Below are 16,606 nucleotides of genomic sequence, written 5' to 3'. Positions count from 1 at the left end.
CCACACGAAATCAGGAAGAGACCACCATGAACTACCTGTTTGCCCCCGTTGCCACCGTCAGCCTGCCAGTGGCCGGCACCTCCGACCAGTTCCCGGTCCGTCGCGTCTACTGTGTCGGCCGCAACTACGCCGCCCACGCCCGCGAGATGGGTTTCGATCCCGACCGCGAGCCGCCGTTCTTCTTCTGCAAGCCGAACGATCCGGAATCGGTCGTGCCGGTGGCCGCCGGTGAAACCGTGACCATCCCCTACCCGGCCCAGACCAGCAACTACCACTACGAGATCGAGCTGGTGGTAGCCATCGGCAAGGGCGGCAAGAACATTGCCGTGGAAGATGCGATCAACCACATCTTCGGCTACGCCGTCGGCCTCGACATGACCCGCCGTGACCTGCAGATGAAGATGCGCGAGATGGGCCGCCCGTGGGAAGTGGGCAAGGCGTTTGACTACTCCGCCCCGATCGGCGTCCTCAGCGCACGCGACCGGGTCGGCGAGATCACCCGCGGCGAGATCGTGCTGACCGTCGACGGCGAAACCCGTCAGAAGAGCGACCTGACCCACCTGATCTGGTCAGTGAGCGAGACCATCGCCAACCTGTCCACCCTGTTCGAGCTGCAGCCGGGCGACCTGATCTTCACCGGCACACCGGAAGGCGTCGGCGCGGTCGAGCGCGGCCAAACCATGGTGGCCCGCGTCGACGGCCTGGCCCCGATCACCGTCAAGGTGGACTGATCCGTCATCCCGCATTCGCACCACAACAAAACGGAAGCGGCGTGCACGACACGCCGCCCAGCACACTACATAGGAGATAACCCATGCGCGCCTCTCTGGACGTCCAGCACTTCATCGATGCCCTGCCGTTTTCTCGGCTGCAACGCGGCATTCTCTGGCTCTGTTTTCTGGTGGTGGCGGTCGACGGCTTCGACACCGCCGCCATCGGCTTCATCGCCCCCGCCATCCGCGAGGAATGGCATTTGACGGCGGCGGCGCTCGCTCCGCTGTTCGGCGCCGGCCTGTTCGGCCTGATGGCCGGCGCCCTGCTGTTCGGCCCGCTGGCTGACCGGGTCGGGCGCAAGACCATCCTGGTGCTGTCCGTGACCTTCTTCGGTCTGGCCAGCCTGGCCTCGACCGCAGCGCCGGACCTCACCTGGCTCATCGTGCTGCGCTTTCTCACCGGCCTGGGCCTGGGCGGCGCCATGCCCAACGCCATCACGCTGACCTCCGAGTATTGCCCGGGCACGCGGCGCTCCAGCCTGGTCACGCTGATGTTCTGCGGCTTCACCGTGGGTTCGGCACTGGGCGGTCTGGCCTCGGCGCAGATTCTGGCCAGCTTCGGCTGGCGCGGCGTGCTGTTCCTCGGCGGTGTACTGCCCCTGCTGCTGGTGCCGTTACTGCTGCGCAGCCTGCCGGAATCACTGCGATTCCTGGTGTTGAAGCGCCGTCCGCAGGCCACGATCGACGCCGTGGTAGCGCGCCTGTCGCTGGGGCAGTCGTCCCACCCGGAATTGACCGCGCATGAAGCCAGCGACCAGGCGCCCATCCGCGAGCTGTTCCGCGCCCCGTTCGCCTTCGGCACCGTGCTGCTGTGGGTGAGCTTCTTCATGAGCCTGTTGATCATCTACCTGATCTCGAGCTGGCTGCCGACCCTGCTGCACAACACCGGCGCCAGCCTGAGCCGCGCCTCGTGGGTCACCGCCACCTTCCAGATCGGCGGCACCCTCGGGGCCATTCTGCTGGGGCGCCTGATGGACCGATTCGGCGCCTGCCGTACCCTGGCGATTACCTACGTGATCGGCGCCGTCTTCGTGACCCTGTGCGGTGCCAGCGCCGGTCAGCTCTGGCTGCTGGTCCTGGCGGTATTCGGTGTGGGCTTCTGCGTCAGCGGCTCGCAGGTGGGGGCCAACGCCCTGGCCGCGGCGTTCTATCCGACCAGCAACCGCGCTACCGGGGTGAGCTACGCCAACGCCGTGGGCCGTTGCGGCTCGGTGGTGGGGTCGCTGTCCGGCGGCTGGCTGATGTCGATGCAGCTCGACATGGGCGTGATCCTGAGCCTGCTGGCGGTGCCGGCGCTGATCGCGGCGGTGGCGATCGGCTCGCTGGGGCGGGTCAAGAGCCGGGTCGAGGCGCATGCCGCAGTGCAAACCACTACCGCCAGCTCACTGGCCTCGTGATGCGAGAAGCCGCTTACCCTGCCGTAGCGCCATCTCCGGCCGGTGAGGCTTGCTCGACCTTCAAGCCCCAGATCACTGAGACCGTCTGAACTTGACGCTAGTGATCCTTCTCATGCCCGGGTGTCCGCACCCGGGCATGGCTTGATTGGCAAACACCGAGAACACCATGCTGCTAAAACCATTACAAACTGGCGTGGCTCTGAGCGCCGTGACTCTGTGCAAAACGAGCTTTACCAAGTTTCGGGGAGGGCTGTTTAGGGGGGGGCGGGTCGGCTCCCTCGTAAGACGTCGGCTTTGAGTTCTGTGTTCACTCTACGGATTCAGAGTGGGTCCACCGACTAAGAATTTATCGGGCTCTACCGGTGATTTCTTCATTAGAATCTTACCTATACCCATTAGCTCCAAGGGGATGAACGAATACACCCCACTTGCATCTCTGGTGGCGGTTATAATTCGTCGCCCGTTGCTTTTTTTGATGTTTTCTTTTTTTGTAAACTCTGGGCTCTCCAAAACACCAATTTCCAGAGTGTTACCGTTGGAGCTGATGAGGCTGTATTCATGTCCATACTTTGCATCACCATCCTGCGCATCAATCCAGGCGGCCATGAATCCATCTTCGGAATTACCTATTAAAGAGCCCCAGATCAACATTATGCGTCTGTCAGTGGATTCGATGGCGGCCATGCAGCCACCGCCCGAGCATGACAATTTGGTAATTTTTGCTACTGAATTTTCCATTACGCGCCTGTCATCATTCAACTTCGAAGCGATTGCGATTAGGCCACCTTTAATTCCAGAAAAAAACTGTCCTGCTCGGAATTGTGGCTCAATGACGTTTCCGATTATTTCATGAACAAATTCATCGGGCAGGGTCGACCTGACGGAGGGCGTCGTATCAATAATGAACTTCCTGTCATCCATATCCACAACGAATAGTGCGCGATATGGGCTTGCACCAGGGGTGGAAAGATCGTTCTGAAGGATTGAATTTGAGTAGTCTTCAATGGTGGTATTCGGTGGGAGTCGGGGCACTACGATCAGGCGAATGTATTCGGGGCTTGACCGGTTGTGATGAGATATAAGCGTGTCAAGTTCGGAAACTTGATCACTCGTCAGCACATGTGCGGAGTCGATAATGGCAGGCGAGCTTGCTTTATCTTCTGCCTGGACTGAAGCAGCGACAAAAAATGTGAAGACAAGTGCAAACACTCTGAAAATTGCCATGATCTTTCCTTAAAAAGGCTAACGGCCTGACGTCAGGCCTGTCGCAAGCCAAGCTCAATGCAGTGATGCGGAAATTGAATGAGCGCCCAAGGAAAACACTAAACTACGACACACCATCCGAACGATTTCACCAAAATATTGCAGCTGCCGGTTGAATCCGCCCCTTCCAGTTATAAAACAAAACGCCCCATTTTCATGGGGCGTTTGTGTTCCGGTTTGACCAGACTCAGACTCAGACCCAGCCACCCAAGAGAGCCACGCCGGTGGCCGAGATCGCCACGCCGGCACCGCGCACCAAGAGGCGGCTGGCGCGTACGCGCGCCTGGCCGGCGCCCAAGAGCAGACCGGCGGCGTGCAGCAGGCCGGAGGCCAGCACGAAGCCGGCGGCGTAAGCCAGGCCCGAGGCGTTGCCCGGCATTTCCAGGCCATGCGCCATGCCGTGCAGCACGGCGAAGACACCGATCACGGCGAGTGCGGCGGTGCGGCCGGGTTGCGTGGCGAAGGCGACCAGCAGGCCGGTGGCCACCACCGAGGCGGCGATGCCGGTTTCCAGCCCCGGCACGGCAAGGCCGGCCCAGCCCAGCGCGCCGCCCACGGCCAGCATCAGCATGAAGGTCAGCGGGCCTTGCCAGCGCGCGGTGCCGCCGATCTGCCACGACCAGAGGCCAACGGCCAGCATCGTCAGCAGGTGGTCCAGGCCCGAGAACGGGTGGACAAAGCCGCTTTCCAGACCGCTGGCACCGTGGCCGGTGTGTGCCTGGGCGGCGGTGCTCAGGGCCAGCAGCAGTGCCGCCGGAATGAGGGTGTGTTTACGCATGGGTGGTTCCTTCCTTGTTAAGTGTCAACATGCCTTTGTCTTCGATGAAGCGAATGATGTCCTGCAGCCCCTGACCGCTCTTGAGATTGGAGAACACGAACGGCCGCTCGCCGCGCATCTTTTTGGCGTCGCGGTCCATCACCTCGAGCGAGGCACCGACCAGCGGCGCGAGATCGATCTTGTTGATCACCAGGAGATCGGACTTGCAGATGCCCGGCCCGCCCTTGCGCGGAATCTTGTCGCCGGCCGAGACGTCGATGACGTAGATCGTCAGGTCGGACAGTTCCGGGCTGAAGGTGGCGGCCAGATTATCGCCGCCGCTCTCGATGAAGATCACGTCGAGACCGGGGTGGCGGGCGTTGAGCCGCGCCACGGCTTCGAGGTTGATCGAGGCGTCTTCGCGGATCGCCGTATGCGGGCAGCCGCCGGTTTCCACGCCGATGATCCGGTCGGGCGACAGCGCTTCATTCTTCACCAGGAATTGGGCGTCTTCCTGGGTATAGATGTCATTGGTAACGGCGGCGACATTATAGATATCGCGTAGCGCCTTGCACAGCGCCCAGGTGAGATGGGTCTTGCCGGAACCGACCGGACCGCCGATCCCGACGCGCAGCGGGGCTTTTTGCATGATGTTATCCTTAAGATTTACCGGGCCGTTCCCAATCCGCATCACGAGCGGAACAGCCGGCTGTACTGCGTTTCGTGTTTCATCGCCACCCAGGCGAGGCCCGGGGCGAAATTGCTCAGTTCGTCGTCGGTTAGTTCGCATGCCGTTTTCACGGCGACGGCCAGTTCCGGCAGCAGGGCCGACAGCAGTTGTTGGCCCGCGGTCTGCCCCATCGGCATCGCCTTGAGCAGCACCATGATCTGGTTCTCCAGCCAGCCCCACAGGTAGCCGGACACGGCGGGGTCTTCGGCCAACCCCAGCGTGCGTGCCGCCACCGCCCACGCCACCGGCACCGCCACGGGGGCGTCGGCCAGGATGGACGGCCAGGGTCGGCTTTGGCTCTCCGGCAGGGTGGCGAGCAGCTGGCGCAGCGAGTAGCCCATCTGCTCGGTTTCCTGCCGCAGTTCGCGGCTGTCGCGGCTGGCGAGCAGGCGCTGGTTGATGGCGACAAGCCGTGCCTCGTCGCCGGCGACCAGCGCACGGCAGGCTTGCGCCAGCAGCGCGGCCTCGAAGCAGCTGAGCGGCCCGTGCAGCACGTCGTAAAGCCAGCAGCGAGCGCTCTCGGCATCAGTCACCAAGCCGAGATCGAGCGCACTTTCCAGACCCTGCGAGTAGCTGTAGGCGCCGATCGGCAGCCCGGGGCTGGCCAGGCGCAGCAGTTGCAGCAACACGAGTCCACCGTTCATGTGCCCTGCCCGTACTGGTGCAGCTTGGGTGCGTACTGAAAGGCCGCTTCCTTGCCGTGCGAGTGATGATGGCCACCGCCGTAGGCACCGTGCTCGGGGTTGAACGGCGCCGAGAGGCGTTCGACCAGGGCACCGAGTTGCAGCAGCATCTGCGCCAGCACCTCGTCGTCCAGCAGACGCAACCAGCCCTCGCCCACTTCCAGGTGGACGTGGCGGTTGCCCAGGTGGTAGGCGGCGCGGCACAGCTCGCGCGGGTTGGCGCAGGTCACGTGCAGCAGTGCCTCGGGCGCGGCGACGATGCGCACGCGGCGGCCGTCCTCGGCCTGCAGCACTTCGCCGTGGCGCAGCGGCTGGCCGGCCTCCAGGAACAGCCCGACGTCCTCGCCGCTACTCGCGGTGGTGCGCAGCCGGCTCTTGCTGCGCAGCTCGAAGCTCATGACGAGTTCGGCGTCCCAGTGGCTGGGGTCGTCGGCGCGTCGGGTGATAACCAGCATGATCGTCTCCTCAGGTAACCTCGAAAAACCTGTTGCGCGGGTCGATTGCGGTATTGCGCGGTTGGCTGGGCGAGTTGCCTTGCAACTCGCCCAGCCACAGGCTCCCTCGCTGTACCATTTGTACTATCTCAGTCGCTGCGCTCCGGGTGCCTTGCACTCGAACCGCTCACGACGGTTTTTTGAGGCTCCCGATACATCAGAACAGAAAGTAGCGCTGCGCCATCGGCAGCACGTCGGCCGGCTCGCACCACAGCAGTTGGCCGTCGGCCTTGACCTGATAGTTCTGCGGGTCGACCTCGATCTTGGGCAGGTAGTCGTTGTGGATCAGGTCGGTCTTCTTGACGGTGCGGCAGCCCTTGACCGCCACTAGCCGCTTCTTGAGCCCCAAGGTCTCCCCCACGTTGGCCGAAAGCGCCGCCTGCGAGACGAAGGTAACGCTGCCCGCGGCGATGGCTCCGCCGTAGCTGCCGAACATCGGCCGGGAGTGCACCGGCTGCGGCGTCGGGATACTGGCGTTGGCGTCGCCCATCGCGGCGGCGGCGATGATGCCGCCCTTGAGGATCAGGCTCGGCTTGACGCCGAAGAACATCGGTTTCCACAGCACCAGGTCGGCCAGCTTGCCGACTTCGATACTGCCGACTTCGTGCGCAATGCCATGGGTGATGGCCGGGTTGATGGTGTATTTGGCGAGGTAACGCTTGATGCGGGCGTTGTCGTTGCCGGAGGCGTCGCCGTCCAGCGGGCCGCGCTGGCGCTTCATCTTATCGGCGGTCTGCCAGCAACGCAGGATGGTTTCGCCGACGCGGCCCATGGCCTGGGAATCCGACGACATCATGGCAAAAGCGCCCAGGTCGTGCAGGATGTCTTCGGCGGCGATGGTCTCGCGCCGAATGCGGCTCTCGGCGAAGGCCACGTCCTCGGCGATGGCGGGGTCGAGGTGGTGGCACACCATCAGCATGTCGAGGTGTTCGTCGATGGTGTTGACGGTGTACGGCCGCGTCGGGTTGGTAGAGCTCGGCAGCACGTTGAGTTCGCCGCAGGCCTTGATGATGTCCGGCGCGTGGCCGCCACCGGCGCCCTCGGTGTGGTAGGTGTGGATGGTGCGGCCCTTGAACGCCGCCAGCGTGGCTTCGACGAAGCCGGATTCATTGAGCGTGTCGGTGTGGATGGCCACCTGCACGTCCATCTCGTCGGCCACGGTGAGGCAGTTGTCGATCGCCGCCGGGGTGGTTCCCCAGTCTTCGTGCAGCTTGAGGCCGATGGCCCCGGCACGCACCTGTTCCCTGAGCGGTTCCGGCAGACTGGCATTGCCCTTGCCGGTGAAGCCGAGGTTCATCGGGAAGGCTTCGGCGGCCTTGAGCATCTGCGCCATGTGCCACGGCCCCGGCGTGCAGGTGGTGGCATTGGTGCCGGTGGCCGGGCCGGTGCCGCCGCCAATCATGGTGGTGACGCCGGACATCAGCGCTTCTTCAATCTGCTGCGGGCAGATGAAGTGGATGTGGGTGTCGATGCCGCCGGCGGTGACGATCATGCCTTCGCCGGCGATGATTTCGGTGGCGGCGCCGATGACGATGTCGACGCCGGGCTGGATGTCCGGGTTGCCGGCCTTGCCGATGGCGGCGATGCGGCCGTTCTTCAACGCGAGGTCGGCCTTGACGATGCCCCAGTGGTCGAGGATCAGGGCGTTGGTGATGACGGTGTCGGCCACGTCTTCGGCCAACCTTTGCCCCTGGCCCATGCCGTCGCGGATCACCTTGCCGCCGCCGAATTTGACCTCTTCCCCGTAGACGGTGTAGTCCTGCTCCACCGTGGCCCACAGCTCGGTGTCGGCGAGACGCACCTTGTCGCCGACGGTGGGGCCGAACATCTCGGCGTAGGCTTGTCTGCTGATTTTCATAGTGCCCCCATCACCTTGCCCTGGAAGCCGTACACGGGGTATCACCGGGATGAAGCCAAAATTCCCCCACGAAACACAGTAAATCATTGATTTATATGGATTTACATGAAATATGCTAGGACAGCAGATCAGGGCTTATCGTGGGGGTGGGTTTCGATGTGCAACTTGAGTTCGAACGTATTAAATATTCAGCAAAACCCATAGATTTTTTGCAGTTGTAGCGAATAAATAATGCGGTTAGCAGTCGAAGAACCGCCGTCACGCTTTCATTTATCGCGCCGGCGCTGATCCATCCAGGCCAACCAGCCTACCCGATGGGCTTGGGCGTCGTACAAAGCATGGTGCCAGGGGCGTGCCTTCGTGTGGTATTCGCAACCGCTCGGTCGAAGACCCCGGTGTCAATCAGGGGCCGCAGGTCGAACCATCCGGCTAGGTTGTTCGGCCACTCGCCATCTAACGCATCGGCCAGCAGGTCGCGATCATGCTGAGAGTCACAGGCGATCGTCACGCTGCGCGGCAGCGTGGCAAACCAGTCTCGCAACCGGGCTTGCACGTCCACCTTGCGTACGATGGCCTCCTCGATGCGGCCGAGCTGCGACCATACGGCCGATTGGACGAAGGCATTGCACTTCGATCGGTCGAAATCCTGCACTTCCAGGTACAGTTCGTGCCTGCCGTCTTCGCCAACCATGCCGATGCTGATCAGCTCACAGTCGATGAAGTCGGTGAACTCGGTGTCCAAAAAGATCAGCATCGGCATATCCAGATAGGGTCATCAGCTTGCCCCTGCCGGGGCATGGACTTGGCTCCGCCGATCACACCGGCAGTCCATGTTCTATTGCACGGATGATCCGCCGCACTTGTGCGGTGCCGATCGCCGTATCCACCAGCGTGATCGGCCGGCATTCCAGCTCGTCGTGATGGCACGTCAGCCATTCGACAGCCCGTTCCTTGCTACCCAGCGCTGTTTGCATTTCGCCCACCAGTGTCACCAAGCGTAACAGCCGCTCGCTGGCGGCTGAATCAAGCCGTCCTTCTTTGGTAAGTTGGCGTGTGAATGTTCGCTCCGCCACGCCAATGACCACGCACAGCTCCTCGAGCGGCAACCCCAAGTCTTCCTGCACGGCGGCCAAGTCCGCCGTGGACAAACCTTGGCGAATAGCAGCTACCTGCATCGCGGGCCCCGCCTTCACCAGTTCACACACCGTCCCTTGCATTCTCGTCTCCCTTCGATCATGTCGTTTTTTTTTTTTACGGCTTACCGTTTGGATCGATGGCGCGGTCCGCGCCGTTAAACAGATCCATAGTGATCTCACCCTCGTTGCCCTGCGTGTTAGGGATGACCGATTCAGATTTGCCTTGGAGTAGTTGCCACAGCTCGTCGCGACTGGCACTGAGCTGCTGTAGACGTTCGTTCAGTGTAGCAACACTCGTCTCCAGATGAGTGGCGTGCCCCTGAAGCACGTCGCGTGCCTTGCCAGCGTTCTCCGCTGCCTGCTCGCTGCGGCGTAGCTCCTTGCGGGTGGCCACCAGCTCGGCACCGGTACGGGCCGCGTCCTGGTAGGCGTGAGTCAGCTCGTTCTGCTTCACGATCAGCGTCTGGTTCAGCGTACGCAGTTCGGCCTGCAGCTGCTGCACCTGCTGTTCGTGCCGGCGCTGCTCCTGCTCGCGCTGCTCCTTGACCGACTCGCGGTAGTGTTCGAGCGCTTCGCGCGCGTGGCGGTGCTTGTCTTCGAGCGATTGCCGATGTGCTGCGTTTTCGGCCAGTCGCTCCTTGAGGTCGGCTACCTGTTGTTCGAGTTGGGCATTCAACAGTGTGGCGGCCTGCTGTGCTTGGCGGGTTTGCTCGTGCGCCGCTTGCTCGGTCTGCAGGGTGGCTTCGGTACGCTGCAAGTGGCTGCTGAGCCCTTCTATTTCCTGTTTCAGCTTGGCCACCGCCTTGTCGTGCTGCGCGAGCTGCTCGACATGGCGAGCTTGAAGCTCGCTGACGCGCGCCTCGGCCTCTTCGTGCAGCCGTGCGGCGAGCCGCCCGACCAGGTCCTGGATGGCCTCACTGACGGCGACGCCGCGGCCGAAGCCGGCGCCTTCCTCCTCCTCGAGCTCTTTCAGATAGCGGTGGATCGTGGTCTTCGAGCCGGTATTGCCTAGCTCGGCGCGCACCGCGTCGATTGAGGGGTTGATGCCTTGTGCCAGCAAGGCATCACGCGCTTTTTGGACTTCGGACTTGTAGATGCCGGCTCTGGCCATGATGCCACCTCTGACTCGAATTTCGTACTGTGGTACGTACCATGTAAATACATACCAATAGCCCGGCAATTTCAAGGTGATTCTGGCACAAAATAAGGCGTGATAATCAGGACTTATCACGCCTTAGCCTAAAAACTACCTGGCTCCCCACCGCATGGCGGTGTACTGCCTAGTTCGTAACTATGTCACATGGTCGAATACCAGCCCGATCCCGATACGCCTCCATCCAGTGTTCCGATAGCCTGACGGGTATCGCCATCGGCGATGTGGACACAGCCGCAGTAGCTGCACCGCATGGCACCAGCCGCTTCTTCGACCCTCTTCTGGGCATCTATGCTGAGCCTCATCAACTGGCCCACCGACAACGCACTTTGCCGATTCGCTCCGCCACCGGAACAGCTCCGCGGACAATGGGCATGCATAGCTATTTCTCCAGTCGGGCCATCAAGCGCCGCACTATCTCCATGGTATTGGCGAGAGCGCTCGCTTCATCGCAGTTCAGCCACTCCAGATACTGCTCAGCCCATGTCTTGGGCAACGAGTCTGGCAAGGGTGGACTCGCTGGCGCCGAGGCACCGATTACCGGCTGCCAGTAAAACGTCAGCCCATGGCTCGACGCATCCTGCAAAAAAATACTCGGGTTAAGCATCTGATCCTTGATCACCTCGTATTTCATGTGGATGCCGGTTAGCCAGCGGGCTACCCATACTTCCTCGCCCATGTCGGGCAATCGCTTGGACGACTTGATCCAGCCGTCAGCCGCTGCCCAGTCAGAGTGCTCAAATTTATAGCCCATGGATGCCGCTTTTCCTGCTTATTGCGAAAGGTCATGAATGCCTGCGGTTAGCTCCTTACCGATGAGATCGGTCAAGGGCTGGGCCACACGGAGCACTTCCAGTAGCTCAAGGAAGGTATTAGCGACCAGTGTGGCAAACAAGGAACTCTGACCAAAAATCTCAATGTAATATAACGGTTTACCTTTCTGCAGGGCGCGGTCAAAAGCACGGTACAGGCAAATGCTGGACTGGGCCCACCCCGTTTCCGGCTCCGTCGTCAGTTCCAGGCCGTAGCCATTGGCGACGATATTGGTGTGTGCATCCGCATGTTCTGGGTAAATCTCGATGGGGCATGCAATTTCCACCAAGGTCCCATTTTTCAGTGCATAGCATTCGTTATGGTTGACGACAGTAGTGATGGCTGTTTCGTTCATTACGTGTTCTTTCGTCTTGATTGGTTAAAGCGGCTATGCCGTTTTGACACTCTGTTTTCGGGACGGAGTCATGCCGAATTGGGCGAGGTCCATGTGGTTAGTCAACAGCGAGCTGAAAATCGTCTACCTGTACTCACTCTCGTGCCAGCACATCGATGATCGGGCATGAGGTCTCGCCATCGCCCGCATGGCACTGTTGTACCAGCCCGCCCAAGACATCCCGCATGGCGGCCAGGTCGGCGATCTTCTGTTCGATCAGCGCCAGCTTACGGAGAGCCAGTGCCTGCGTTTCCGCACAGGCGCACCCCCCATTCAACTGAAGGAGCCCGCTGACTTCGGTCAGCGTGAAGCCCAGTGCTTGTGCCCGCTTGATGAAGCGTATCCGTTTCACCTGATCTGTCGTGTAGCGCCGATGACCTCCCTGCGGCTTGGCAGGTTCATCCAGCAGACCACGCCGCTGGTAATAACGGATCGTCTCGACATTGACTCCTGCCGCATCCGCCAACTTGCCGATCGTCAGGTCTGCTACCATCAAAATACCCCTTGATTCCGTACCTTAGTACGGAATTTATAGTAACACTATCAAGGTGAGTTTGAAGGAAACAGGCATGGCACCGAGCAATGGGAAAGGTCCCCTCATCGCCGGGGTACTGGCCGCTATCGGTGGGTCGGTGTGCTGCATCGGGCCGCTCGTGCTGCTGGCGCTGGGCATCGGCGGGACGTGGGTCGGCAGCCTGACGGCGATGGAACCGTACCGGCCCATTTTCATCGGGTTGACGCTGCTGTTTCTCGGGCTCGCCTGGCGCAGGCTCTATCAGATGCCGCGGGCCTGCGACCCGAAGACGCCTTGCGCTAATCCACGCACGATCAGACGGCAGCGGCTCACATTCTGGATTATCTCCGTGTTGCTGCTCGGCCTACTCGCCGTGCCGTCCTTGGTACCGCTGTTCTACTGAAAGGAGCTTCCCATGCTCAATCGTCTGACTGCTGCACTTATTGCCCTTCCCGTTGCAGCATTGGCCGCGCCCCCGAAGACCGTCACGCTCGAGGTGAAGAACATGACGTGCAGTCTCTGCCCCATCACGGTCAAAAAGTCACTGGAGAAGGTGTCCGGGGTGAGTGACGTCAAAGTGGATAGCGACAAGAAGACGGCCATCGTGACCTTCGACCCCGACAAGACCCAGCCGGAGGTGCTGACCAGAGCGACCACGAACGCGGGCTATCCCTCCACCCTGCAGAAGTGAGACTGCGATGAGTGCTATCGTTCTCGAATCCGTGCTGACCTGCCCCCACTGTGGCTTCGCCAAACGAGAAACCATGCCCATGGAGGCCTGCCAGTTCTTCTACGAGTGCAGCAGCTGCAAGGCCTTGCTACGCCCCCATCCGGGTGACTGCTGTGTGTTCTGTTCGTTCGGCTCGGTGAAATGTCCGCCGATCCAGGCGCAGCGCGGGTGCTGTGGGTAGTTGTCAAACCACGCCGCCGGCACCCCGAGCCATCTTTGATAACGGCAAGGCGGATGAAACAGCCGGCGGCGTCCGAACTATGAGTCGGTATCCCCGGCGGGAATGGCATCACAGGAGGAAGGATGCACGAGGATGCTGCAGGAACGTCCACGGCAACATTTCTCGTCAAGAACCGCACCAGGTCATTATTCGTCTGGAAATTGGCCCAGCAATAAACGAACCAGCTCTGCTGCCGGGATTCCACCAAGCCAGCTTGGCTGGACGCCTTGAGCTGGAAGGATATCGTCGCTCGTTATCGCAGGCTCAGACCCTGAAGGGCACCTCGAAAAACTCCAGTTCATGGCATGATGGAGACATGCCCCTTCGGACCGTTCTCGCATGATCAAGAACAGCCTTTTTGCCGGACAAGAACGAGAAGCCAAGCTCGACAGGCTCGGAGATGTACTGCGTACCCTGCAAGAGCATGTCGACTTTGCCGCCTTGGCCGCCGAGATCGACCGTGCCGCACCTCGCCCCAGTCGTGAACGAGGTGGACGCCCGCCGTTTCCCACCGAACTGATGGTGAGGATCCTGCTGATTCAGCAACTGTTCAATCTCAGTGACGAACAGATGGAATTCCAGCTGCTGGATCGCCTGAGCTTTCAGCGTTTCGTCGGCTTGCGTGACAGCAGCCAGATCCCGGATCGCACCACAATCTGGATCTTCAAGGAACGCCTGATCGCCGCCAACGCCAGCGAAACCATCTTTGCTGCCGTTAATCGGCAGCTCAATTAGCATGGCTATATCGCCCGCGGTGGCCAGATGATCAATGCCAGCATCGTCCCCGTGCCGCGCCAGGGGATTACCGCCGAAGAGAAAGAGCTCGTTCAGCAGCAGGCCACTCCGGCCGACTGGCCGCCAGCCAAGCGTCGGCAGAAAGACACCAACGCCAAATGGACCAAGAAGCATGGCAAGTCCTACTTCGGCTATAAGCTATCCGCCAGCACCGACAAGCGCTACAAGCTGATCCGGCGCATCGTGGTTGCCACTGCCAGCGAGCACGACACCCTACACTTCGAGGCGGTGCTCGATCCGGGCAATACGGCCCGTGATGTCTGGGCCGACAAAGGCTACGTCGGTCAGCAGCGTGAAGCCCGCCTGACCGGCCAGAGCTGGCGTCTTCACATCCAGCGCAAAGCCCAGAAAAAGTGCCCGCTGTCCGAGTGCCGGGAAGGGAGAAACCGCCGCATCGCCAAGACCCGCGCCCGTATTGAGCATGTCTTTGGCGCCCTCGAACAGCAAGGCGGCAAGGTCCTGCGCAGCATTGGTCTGGCCAGCGCGACCTTGCATCTGAACTGGAAGGTGGCCAGCTACAACCTGCGCCGGCTGTGCTTCCTGAAAACGGCAGGCGTGACGGCCTTAACGCCCAAATGGCGCCTGCGGTGGCTCAAATGGCCACCGGGGCGCAAAAATTAAGCAATAACTGGTGCTAAAACGCATTGGCCTTGCCTCAAGTGGCGGGTTTGTACGTCACGCTCCGCCAAGAATTGGATAATTCGAGGTGCCCAACAGTCTATTCAAACAGAGCTACATTTTTTTGTTATTGCCTACTCATCTAAGACGCAGTTGATGCTTCTTATTCAGCAGTACAAGGTACGCTCAGAAAGTATGAATACAAGCGCTCTGAAGACCAATCTCTGGAACTGAGGGGAAAAACACCCTAAGCTCAATATGGCATAGTGCTATTAAATACGACGTTTTTTGGGCGGGCGACAACCGTTATGTGGCACCGGCGTTACGTCAGAGATACTGATTATGCTGAAACCTTGCTTATTAAGCGAACGGACAGCAGATTCACGACCTGGGCCAGGGCCTCTGATACGAACAGCGAGGTTTTTCACACCATATTCTTTGGCAACGTTACCGGCATGTTCGGCCGCAATTTGCGCAGCAAAGGACGTGCTCTTACGCGAACCCTTAAAGCCAACGCTGCCAGAAGTTGCCCAAGACAGTGCATTGCCGTGTCTATCGGTGATCGTAATGATCGTGTTGTTGAATGATGCATGTACGTGCACAACCCCATCGCTTATCATCTTACGAATTTTTTTACTTACTCGAACAGTCGACTTTGATTTAGCCATTATCTGTATTCCATTATATTTTGCATGGGCGTACCTATTGTAATATTATACGCCAATCTAGATGTATTTAACGGAGTTGAATGACCATCAAGAATTGATATATAAAAATCATCTATCGCATCAAAATAGTCCAGCTCGCCATATTTTACTCACCAAACTATGTCAATGGTGAACATGGCTACTGCCACTAAATTTCTCTCCACAGACGCTTACTTCGCGGGTTGCATTGCATAGTTTTTTGGCGCAATTTTATGTAGCCTACTAAACTCGCTTGATGGCAATGGTTGCATTTGTCCCTCCGAAACCAAAGGAGTTGGAAATGGCGACATCAATTTTCATTTTTCGCGCCTCATTTGCGCAGCAATCAAGATCACACAATTTGTCCTGATTAAAGATGTTGATGGTAGGAGGTGAAACCTGATTGTAAACAGCAAGAGTTGAAAATACTGACTCAATACCACCAGCCGCACCTAACAAATGCCCTGTCATTGACTTGGTCGAATTAATAACCAACCTCTTTGCGTGGCCATCAAATGCACGTTTGAGTGCAATAGTTTCCGCCCTGTCACCGAGTGGCGTTGAAGTACCGTGAGCGTTGACATACTGTACGTCCTGTGGATTCAGTCGAGCATTATGCAATGCGTTGTTAATACATCGCGCTGCTCCATCTCCATTTTCGCAAGGAGCCGTCATGTGGCTTGCGTCAGCACTCATTCCGAAACCAGCCAACTCGGCATATATTTTGGCGCCACGCGCTTTGGCATGCTCGTATTCTTCAAGTACCACGACCCCAGCTCCCTCTCCTAGTACGAAACCATCACGATCCCTATCCCAAGGACGACTTGCCGTTTTCGGGTCATCATTGCGAGTAGAGAGTGCACGTGCAGCACTGAACCCACCAATTCCCAGCGGGGAAATAGTACATTCAGCCCCGCCAGCTATCATGATGTCAACGTCACCATATTCGATTAAGCGACCGGCATCACCAATGCAGTGCGTGCCTGTCGAGCAAGCGCTGACTAACGCGATACTAGGCCCTTTAAATCCATACATGATCGATAGGTTGCCTGATATCATATTTATGATTGAACCAGGAACAAAGAATGGAGAGATTTTTCGTACCCCAGCCGCTACGAATTCATCACGAGTGGTTTCAATCATAGGCAAACCACCAATACCGGAACCAATCGATACACCAATACGTTCGGCATTGAATGGTTGAGCTTCAATCCCAGCATCTTTGATCGCCTGAATGCCCGCAGCCATACCGTAATGGATAAAAGTATCCATGCGGCGGGCATCTTTCGTTGATAAGTACTGGGTGATATCAAAATCTTTGACTTCACCTGCAATCTGCACCGGAAGAGCGGAAGTGTCGAAACGTGTTATCCGATCAATCCCGGATTGCCCAGCAAGTATATTTTGCCAGGCTTGTTCGACAGTATTGCCGACTGGGGAAATAATCCCCAATCCGGTTATTACAACTCTGCGACGTGCCAATTTATTCTCCAATCAGGGTAAGATAAGTGATATTCATAGAAAACTCTGAAAAATATTTTCTCTTGCGATTAATGAGGCTCTCAATGACTTAGCAAAAATTGACGATCTTG

Annotated in this window: 19 protein-coding genes and 2 pseudogenes; 7 read left to right on the top strand and 14 right to left on the bottom strand. The window is 59.1% G+C overall.

What is annotated here, in order from left to right; translation table 11 throughout:
• The first annotated feature begins 26 nt into the window (after positions 1–26).
• The gene (locus tag B9N72_RS13205) at positions 27–731 is read left to right on the top strand and encodes a fumarylacetoacetate hydrolase family protein (RefSeq protein ID WP_085276788.1); all 705 of its coding nucleotides are present in this window, start codon (positions 27–29) and stop codon (positions 729–731) included.
• 83 nt (positions 732–814) lie between these two features.
• Entirely contained in the window at positions 815–2,170 is a 1,356-nt protein-coding gene (locus B9N72_RS13200; protein ID WP_085276787.1) for an MFS transporter, read from the top strand.
• A 312-nt stretch (positions 2,171–2,482) separates the two neighbouring features.
• Here B9N72_RS13200 and B9N72_RS13195 read toward each other — a convergent pair whose 3' ends face one another.
• Positions 2,483–3,394, bottom strand: a complete 912-nt coding sequence (locus B9N72_RS13195; protein WP_085276786.1) for a TPM domain-containing protein — start codon at positions 3,392–3,394, stop codon at positions 2,483–2,485.
• Positions 3,395–3,426: 32 nt separating this feature from the next.
• Between B9N72_RS13195 and B9N72_RS21440 the strand changes: the two are divergent.
• Positions 3,427–3,549 (top strand): annotated as a pseudogene (locus B9N72_RS21440) (IS30 family transposase); the annotation flags it as partial.
• A gap of 77 nt (positions 3,550–3,626) precedes the next feature.
• Here the strand turns inward: B9N72_RS21440 and B9N72_RS13190 are convergent.
• The 11 genes from B9N72_RS13190 to merR all read right to left on the bottom strand — a co-directional run bounded on the left by B9N72_RS13190 (position 3,627) and on the right by merR (position 11,944).
• Positions 3,627–4,211 (bottom strand): HupE/UreJ family protein, encoded by a 585-nt coding sequence (locus tag B9N72_RS13190; protein WP_085276785.1) that lies wholly within the window; start codon positions 4,209–4,211, stop codon positions 3,627–3,629.
• Positions 4,204–4,839: an urease accessory protein UreG gene (ureG, locus tag B9N72_RS13185; protein WP_085276784.1), complete on the bottom strand. Its 636-nt coding sequence runs from the start codon at positions 4,837–4,839 to the stop codon at positions 4,204–4,206. Before ureG ends, B9N72_RS13190 begins: the two co-directional genes overlap by 8 nt.
• 41 nt (positions 4,840–4,880) lie before the next feature.
• On the bottom strand, positions 4,881–5,564 hold the full coding sequence (locus B9N72_RS13180) for an urease accessory protein UreF (protein ID WP_085276783.1): 684 nt from the start codon (positions 5,562–5,564) through the stop codon (positions 4,881–4,883).
• Positions 5,561–6,058 carry an urease accessory protein UreE gene (ureE, locus tag B9N72_RS13175; RefSeq protein ID WP_085276782.1) on the bottom strand — a complete coding sequence of 166 codons (498 nt, stop codon included), beginning with the start codon at positions 6,056–6,058 and terminating at the stop codon, positions 5,561–5,563. Before ureE ends, B9N72_RS13180 begins: the two co-directional genes overlap by 4 nt.
• 196 nt (positions 6,059–6,254) lie before the next feature.
• Positions 6,255–7,955, bottom strand: coding sequence for an urease subunit alpha (gene ureC, locus B9N72_RS13170; RefSeq protein ID WP_085276781.1), 1,701 nt, complete (start codon positions 7,953–7,955; stop codon positions 6,255–6,257).
• A 307-nt stretch (positions 7,956–8,262) separates the two neighbouring features.
• Positions 8,263–8,709, bottom strand: a complete 447-nt coding sequence (locus B9N72_RS13165; RefSeq protein ID WP_085276335.1) for a hypothetical protein — start codon at positions 8,707–8,709, stop codon at positions 8,263–8,265.
• 61 nt (positions 8,710–8,770) lie between these two features.
• The gene (locus B9N72_RS13160) at positions 8,771–9,172 is read right to left on the bottom strand and encodes an antitoxin Xre-like helix-turn-helix domain-containing protein (protein WP_085276334.1); all 402 of its coding nucleotides are present in this window, start codon (positions 9,170–9,172) and stop codon (positions 8,771–8,773) included.
• A gap of 34 nt (positions 9,173–9,206) precedes the next feature.
• Positions 9,207–10,202 carry a DNA-binding protein gene (locus B9N72_RS13155; RefSeq protein WP_085276333.1) on the bottom strand — a complete coding sequence of 332 codons (996 nt, stop codon included), beginning with the start codon at positions 10,200–10,202 and terminating at the stop codon, positions 9,207–9,209.
• 424 nt (positions 10,203–10,626) lie between these two features.
• Positions 10,627–10,998 (bottom strand): hypothetical protein, encoded by a 372-nt coding sequence (locus B9N72_RS13150; protein ID WP_085276332.1) that lies wholly within the window; start codon positions 10,996–10,998, stop codon positions 10,627–10,629.
• Positions 10,999–11,016: 18 nt separating this feature from the next.
• Complete coding sequence (locus B9N72_RS13145; protein WP_085276331.1) at positions 11,017–11,412, bottom strand: hypothetical protein; 396 nt, start codon at positions 11,410–11,412, stop codon at positions 11,017–11,019.
• A gap of 133 nt (positions 11,413–11,545) precedes the next feature.
• Positions 11,546–11,944 carry an Hg(II)-responsive transcriptional regulator gene (merR, locus tag B9N72_RS13140; RefSeq protein WP_085276330.1) on the bottom strand — a complete coding sequence of 133 codons (399 nt, stop codon included), beginning with the start codon at positions 11,942–11,944 and terminating at the stop codon, positions 11,546–11,548.
• Between the two features lie 76 nt (positions 11,945–12,020).
• Between merR and B9N72_RS13135 the strand changes: the two genes are divergently transcribed.
• From B9N72_RS13135 to B9N72_RS13120, 4 genes and pseudogenes are all read left to right on the top strand, one after another.
• Complete coding sequence (locus tag B9N72_RS13135) at positions 12,021–12,368, top strand: mercuric ion transporter MerT (protein ID WP_085276329.1); 348 nt, start codon at positions 12,021–12,023, stop codon at positions 12,366–12,368.
• Between the two features lie 12 nt (positions 12,369–12,380).
• Positions 12,381–12,656 carry a mercury resistance system periplasmic binding protein MerP gene (gene merP, locus B9N72_RS13130; protein ID WP_085276328.1) on the top strand — a complete coding sequence of 92 codons (276 nt, stop codon included), beginning with the start codon at positions 12,381–12,383 and terminating at the stop codon, positions 12,654–12,656.
• Positions 12,657–12,663: 7 nt separating this feature from the next.
• Positions 12,664–12,876, top strand: a complete 213-nt coding sequence (locus B9N72_RS21630; RefSeq protein ID WP_085276327.1) for a GDCCVxC domain-containing (seleno)protein — start codon at positions 12,664–12,666, stop codon at positions 12,874–12,876.
• Between the two features lie 378 nt (positions 12,877–13,254).
• Positions 13,255–14,331, top strand: a pseudogene (locus B9N72_RS13120) (IS5 family transposase).
• 269 nt (positions 14,332–14,600) lie between these two features.
• Here the strand turns inward: B9N72_RS13120 and rpsK are convergent.
• Both rpsK and fabF read right to left on the bottom strand, forming a co-directional pair.
• Positions 14,601–14,996 carry a 30S ribosomal protein S11 gene (gene rpsK / locus B9N72_RS13115; protein ID WP_085276326.1) on the bottom strand — a complete coding sequence of 132 codons (396 nt, stop codon included), beginning with the start codon at positions 14,994–14,996 and terminating at the stop codon, positions 14,601–14,603.
• 261 nt (positions 14,997–15,257) lie between these two features.
• Complete coding sequence (gene fabF / locus B9N72_RS13110; RefSeq protein WP_085276325.1) at positions 15,258–16,496, bottom strand: beta-ketoacyl-ACP synthase II; 1,239 nt, start codon at positions 16,494–16,496, stop codon at positions 15,258–15,260.
• Positions 16,497–16,606 lie beyond the last annotated feature (110 nt).

Source organism: Pseudogulbenkiania subflava DSM 22618 (assembly GCF_900177275.1).
GTDB lineage: Bacteria > Pseudomonadota > Gammaproteobacteria > Burkholderiales > Chromobacteriaceae > Pseudogulbenkiania > Pseudogulbenkiania subflava.
The sequence above is the reverse complement of the archived record's forward strand: the minus strand, read 5'-3'. Positions and strand labels throughout refer to the sequence as shown.

What these genes read in the sequence shown, in the direction of transcription:
- B9N72_RS13145 (WP_085276331.1), bottom strand. Translation starts at nt 11,412, where the DNA reads ATGAACGAAACAGCCATCACTACTGTCGTCAACCATAACGAATGCTAT.
- ureC (WP_085276781.1), bottom strand. Translation starts at nt 7,955, where the DNA reads ATGAAAATCAGCAGACAAGCCTACGCCGAGATGTTCGGCCCCACCGTC.
- rpsK (WP_085276326.1), bottom strand. Translation starts at nt 14,996, where the DNA reads ATGGCTAAATCAAAGTCGACTGTTCGAGTAAGTAAAAAAATTCGTAAG.
- B9N72_RS13135 (WP_085276329.1), top strand. Translation starts at nt 12,021, where the DNA reads ATGGCACCGAGCAATGGGAAAGGTCCCCTCATCGCCGGGGTACTGGCC.
- ureG (WP_085276784.1), bottom strand. Translation starts at nt 4,839, where the DNA reads ATGCAAAAAGCCCCGCTGCGCGTCGGGATCGGCGGTCCGGTCGGTTCC.
- B9N72_RS13165 (WP_085276335.1), bottom strand. Translation starts at nt 8,709, where the DNA reads ATGCTGATCTTTTTGGACACCGAGTTCACCGACTTCATCGACTGTGAG.
- B9N72_RS13160 (WP_085276334.1), bottom strand. Translation starts at nt 9,172, where the DNA reads ATGCAAGGGACGGTGTGTGAACTGGTGAAGGCGGGGCCCGCGATGCAG.
- ureE (WP_085276782.1), bottom strand. Translation starts at nt 6,058, where the DNA reads ATGCTGGTTATCACCCGACGCGCCGACGACCCCAGCCACTGGGACGCC.
- merR (WP_085276330.1), bottom strand. Translation starts at nt 11,944, where the DNA reads ATGGTAGCAGACCTGACGATCGGCAAGTTGGCGGATGCGGCAGGAGTC.
- B9N72_RS13195 (WP_085276786.1), bottom strand. Translation starts at nt 3,394, where the DNA reads ATGGCAATTTTCAGAGTGTTTGCACTTGTCTTCACATTTTTTGTCGCT.
- B9N72_RS13190 (WP_085276785.1), bottom strand. Translation starts at nt 4,211, where the DNA reads ATGCGTAAACACACCCTCATTCCGGCGGCACTGCTGCTGGCCCTGAGC.
- B9N72_RS13200 (WP_085276787.1), top strand. Translation starts at nt 815, where the DNA reads ATGCGCGCCTCTCTGGACGTCCAGCACTTCATCGATGCCCTGCCGTTT.
- B9N72_RS21630 (WP_085276327.1), top strand. Translation starts at nt 12,664, where the DNA reads ATGAGTGCTATCGTTCTCGAATCCGTGCTGACCTGCCCCCACTGTGGC.
- B9N72_RS13180 (WP_085276783.1), bottom strand. Translation starts at nt 5,564, where the DNA reads ATGAACGGTGGACTCGTGTTGCTGCAACTGCTGCGCCTGGCCAGCCCC.
- B9N72_RS13205 (WP_085276788.1), top strand. Translation starts at nt 27, where the DNA reads ATGAACTACCTGTTTGCCCCCGTTGCCACCGTCAGCCTGCCAGTGGCC.
- merP (WP_085276328.1), top strand. Translation starts at nt 12,381, where the DNA reads ATGCTCAATCGTCTGACTGCTGCACTTATTGCCCTTCCCGTTGCAGCA.
- B9N72_RS13150 (WP_085276332.1), bottom strand. Translation starts at nt 10,998, where the DNA reads ATGGGCTATAAATTTGAGCACTCTGACTGGGCAGCGGCTGACGGCTGG.
- B9N72_RS13155 (WP_085276333.1), bottom strand. Translation starts at nt 10,202, where the DNA reads ATGGCCAGAGCCGGCATCTACAAGTCCGAAGTCCAAAAAGCGCGTGAT.